Genomic DNA, 4,433 nt, shown 5'->3' on the forward strand with positions numbered 1-4,433 from the left:
TACAATTGCAATAAGAATAAGCTTTTTTTTAGAGTTAGACATTGGGTTTTCCTCCTTTTACCTAAACCTTATCAAATAATCAAATTCATCTGTTTTGCCAACAGCATTTGCAAGTTTTTCCAAAGCTATACAGTAACCGTAGATAGCTCCATAATAGTTAGCTTCAGCCTGCGTTAGAAGCGCTCTTGCATCAAGTATGTCTGTTGAAGTTGCAAGCTGGTTTAAGTAGCGCTCGTTGGTTAGTTTGTAGTTTTCATTTGCTTGAGCCAGTGCAGTTTGGGCTACAGATATATTGTGGTATGCTACCTGAGCCTGGTCATATGCGTTAAGTATTTGAGTTTTGGATTGTGTTTTGAGGTTATTTAGCTCATTTTGCAATGCTATTTCCTGTAGTTTTGCAGCCTGGACATCGTTTTTGGTTTTACCCCAATCAAATATATCCCAGTTTGCTATGATGTTTAAGCTGTATATAGAGTTATCTGAGTATGGGTTATTGCTCATATCAAGGTTTTGACCATTTCTGTTGTAGTTTGCTCTTAACTGTAGCTGTGGATAATAGCCAGACTTTACCATACCTACTTGTGCGTTAGCCTTCTGGATTGCATAGCTTAGAGCTTTTATATCCGGGCGGTTGTCTATTTGGGCATAGAGTGAGTCAAGGGGTGTTTTTAAATCCACAACATCTGCTACCTGTTCAAATGTATGTGTTTTATCTATGGGTTCATTTAGCAATTGGTTTAGCTGAGCTATTGCATCTGTAAGGTTTGAGTAGGCTTGTTTTAGCTCTTGCTTTGCATTTGAGTAAGCTACTTCTGATTTTAGTAAATCTACCTTTGGTATAAGACCCTGTTTGTAAAAGCTTTGAGCGTCTTTTAGGTGTGATTCATACTGAGCAACTGCAAGTTGTCTTGTTTCCAGCATCTTTTGGTTGTACAATACATTAAAGTAAGCTATTTTTGCATTTGTTATAACCTGGTTTCTTATAACCTCTAAGTTTGCTTTTGAAAATGCTTCATCATACTTTGCATACCTGTACTTATTAAGTAAATAAAAGCCTGTAAAAATTGGCTGTGTTATGGTTACATTCCACTGGTAGTTATTGTTTGAGCCCATAACCATTTTATTTCCATTAACAATCTGGTATGGTGGTTCATCAAGCCTTGTATATGAGTAACTTGTAGATAGATTTGGCAGAAAACTTTTAAAAGCACTTTGCTTTAATTCTTTGGAAGACTCATAAAGAGATTCGTACTGTTTTATCTGGTAGTTGTTGTTTGAGCTTAAAGTCTGGACTTCACTCAAAGATAAAGCAAATGCAGTATTTGCAAACAAAGCTAAAATGGATATAGAAAGCAGGGTTTTTTTAAGATGCATGGATACCTCCTTTGCGCATTAATCGAGTGTTTAGTTTATATTTTTATAAAGTCTATGTCAAGCTATTTTAAGTATTGTTTTTTTTGTTTAACCCAAATAAATAATAAGCTCCAATAAGCAAACCAAACCATGGAAAAGCTACGTACAAAGCAATTCTGCCATCTGGCATAAATGCCATAACTATAATTACCATAATCAAAAAAACAATACCCAAAATATTTAAAAACGGATAAAATGGTAGGCGATATTTAGGCAATTCACTTTTTTCTAATGAACCTCTAAACTTCATATGCATTATAAGTATAAGAAGCCAAACATACAATGCCCCTGTGGTAGCAACACTTGTTATAATTGTGAATACTTGTTTAGGTATAAAATAATTTAATATTACACCAATTAACATTACTATTGAAGAAAAAATAATGCCTATGTATGGTACTTTATTATTGCTTAACTTTGAAAAACTTGAAGGGGCATTTTTTTGAAGTGAAAGAGAATAAAGCATTCGTCCAGTTGAAAATAAACCACCATTTGTGCTAGAAAGCGCTGCAGTTATAACAACAAAATTTATAATGCTTGCAGCAGCTGCTATACCTAGCTTTGAGAAGCTTTCTACAAAAGGGCTTCCAAATGTGCCAATTTTAAACCATGGATATATTGATAATATTACAATCATTGGTAAAGCATAAAATAAAATTATTCTGTATATAACTTTATCAATTGCAGAAGGTAAAGTAACATTTGGATTATGAGCTTCTCCTGCAGTAACTGCTACAATTTCTATACCTAAATACGCATACACTACTATAATCAGTGAAAACAAAAAGCCTTTTAATCCATTAGGGAAAAAACCACCATATTTATACAAATTACTAAACCCAGTAGGAATTCCATGATTGCCAAACCCAAAAAAGATTATAAAAGCCCCTACTACAATAAAAAACAGAATTGTAACTATTTTAATTATAGAAAACCAGAATTCTGTTTCTCCATAAACTTTTACTGCAATTAGATTTAAAAGCGTTATCAACATAACAGATATGAGTGCAGGAATCCATTGAGGTACGCTTGGAAACCAGAAAGTAACATAAATGCCGACAGCAGTTATTTCTGCCATAACTGTAACCGTCCACATAAACCAATAAGTCCACCCTGTTATATAACCAGCCATTGGTCCTAATATGTGATCAGCCCAGGCACTAAAGCTTCCAGATACAGGATACACTACTGCAATTTCTCCAAGTGCCCTTAAAACAATAAAAACAACCAATCCTACCAAAATATAAGACAAGATTAATGATGGTCCTGTAAATTTTATGCCTGTTGCAGAACCTAAAAATAAACCAACGCCAATAGCAGAACCCAAAGCAATAAGCTGGATGTGCCGATTTTTTAAATCTCTTTTTAAGTTTTCTTTTAAGTAATTTTCATCCATTTGTTTTGACATAAATACCCCCTCTTTTAATATTAGATAATTTTTACTATAAATTCATTATAGTGTCAAATTTTAATTAATATTTTGTATATTCTTGTTCAATTAAATGTTTTAGCTTTATAATGGCGTTTGTTTTAATTTGAGATACTCTGCTTTGAGTTTTTTTAATAATTTGTGCAATTTCTTTTACGCTAAAATCCTCATAGTAATACATGGATAATACATCAAGTTCTATTTTTGAAAGTTTACTCAAAGCTTTTGTCAATATATTAATTTGCTCGTTTTCTTCTAAAATGCTTATCGCTGACTTTGAATTTTTATCTTCAATAGATTCTTGTAAACTAATTTCATCTTCTAAGATTTCATCAAGGCTTACGATATCTAAGTTTGATACTTCAAGCATTGTTTTATGATATTCTTTCATTGTCATACCTGCTTTTGCTGCAATGCTTTTTTCTGATGCATCAAAAATATTTTCTTTTAAAAATTCTTTATGTGCTTTAGAAATGCTTTTTAATTTATCTCTAGTGTATCGTGAAACTACATCTACACTGCGCAGCTTATCAAGTATTGTACCCTTTGCTTTTAATAAAGCATATTTGTAGAAAGCTTTTTCATCTTTGGTAGTATCAATATTTTCAATCGCTTTTAAAAGTCCAATCATTCCAACTTGAACAAAATCTTCCTCATCGTAAGATTGAGGCATTTTAACAACAATTTTCCTAACCATTCTTTTAACAATAGGATAGAAATGTTTAATTTGTTCTTCACTAAAAGATATGCCTTTAGAATTCATATAGTGCTAAATATTATTTTGGTTGCTTTCGTTTGAGTTTGTAATGTAATTAAAAACTATTGCTAAAGCCATCCCAAACATATAAGAACATATTGAAGTAACAATTATTTTCAATGTAGAATAAAAAAAATCGCTACTTAAATACACAAAAACCAAGCAGCTTACAACAAACGCTATAATGCCAAACAAAGAACCTAGCCACTTTGGATCAATCTCGTAATTCATATCCAACCAGCTTTAAAAATTCATCTTCAGTTATAGTTGTGATACCCAATTTTTTAACTTTTTCAAGTTTGCTACCAGGTTTATCGCCAACAACCAGATATGTTGTATCTTTTGATATACTGTCTTTAACTGTTCCACCAAGATTTTCCACCATTTCTTTTGCTTTGCTTCTTGGAATATTTAAAGCACCGGTAAATACAAATACTTCATTTTGTAATTTTGCAGAACTTTTTGTATCAATAAAACTGATATGTTTAAGAAGATTTTTTACAGTATTAACATTTCTTTGCTCTTTAAAAAAACTTACAACACTTTGAGCTATTTCTGGACCTATCCCATCTATTTGCATAAGTTTTTCCTCATTTTTAAGCTCAATTAACTCTTCAAGTTTAAAATTAAGAGCAAGTTTACTTGCCACAAACTCACCTACGTGTTTTATGCCAAGTGCATATAAAAATCTAGCAAAAGTTGTTCTTTTGCTTTTGTTAATGTTTTCAAGAATTTTGTTTGCAAGCTTTAAACCCATCCTATCAAGTTGTAAAAGTTTATCTATATCAAGATTATAAATATCGCTTACACTTTCGACTATTTTTTTATCCACAA

5 protein-coding genes are annotated in these 4,433 nt (G+C 31.8%); all 5 read right to left on the reverse strand.

Features of this window, described 5'->3' with window-relative positions; genetic code table 11:
- Nucleotides 1–57: 57 nt before the first annotated feature.
- The gene (locus Q0C22_RS01095) at nt 58–1,374 is read right to left on the reverse strand and encodes a TolC family protein (RefSeq protein WP_291490246.1); all 1,317 of its coding nucleotides are present in this window, start codon (nt 1,372–1,374) and stop codon (nt 58–60) included.
- Nucleotides 1,375–1,441: 67 nt separating this feature from the next.
- Complete coding sequence (locus tag Q0C22_RS01100; protein ID WP_291490247.1) at nt 1,442–2,821, reverse strand: amino acid permease; 1,380 nt, start codon at nt 2,819–2,821, stop codon at nt 1,442–1,444.
- Between the two features lie 64 nt (nt 2,822–2,885).
- Entirely contained in the window at nt 2,886–3,605 is a 720-nt protein-coding gene (locus Q0C22_RS01105) for a sigma-70 family RNA polymerase sigma factor (RefSeq protein WP_291490248.1), read from the reverse strand.
- Nucleotides 3,606–3,611: 6 nt separating this feature from the next.
- Nucleotides 3,612–3,830, reverse strand: coding sequence for a hypothetical protein (locus Q0C22_RS01110; protein ID WP_291490249.1), 219 nt, complete (start codon nt 3,828–3,830; stop codon nt 3,612–3,614).
- Nucleotides 3,814–4,433: helix-hairpin-helix domain-containing protein (locus Q0C22_RS01115; RefSeq protein WP_291490250.1), on the reverse strand; the 620-nt coding region annotated here is incomplete at its 5' end. The genes Q0C22_RS01110 and Q0C22_RS01115, both read right to left, overlap by 17 nt.

The sequence above is a fragment of the Desulfurella sp. genome, from assembly GCF_023256235.1.
Classification (GTDB): domain Bacteria; phylum Campylobacterota_A; class Desulfurellia; order Desulfurellales; family Desulfurellaceae; genus Desulfurella.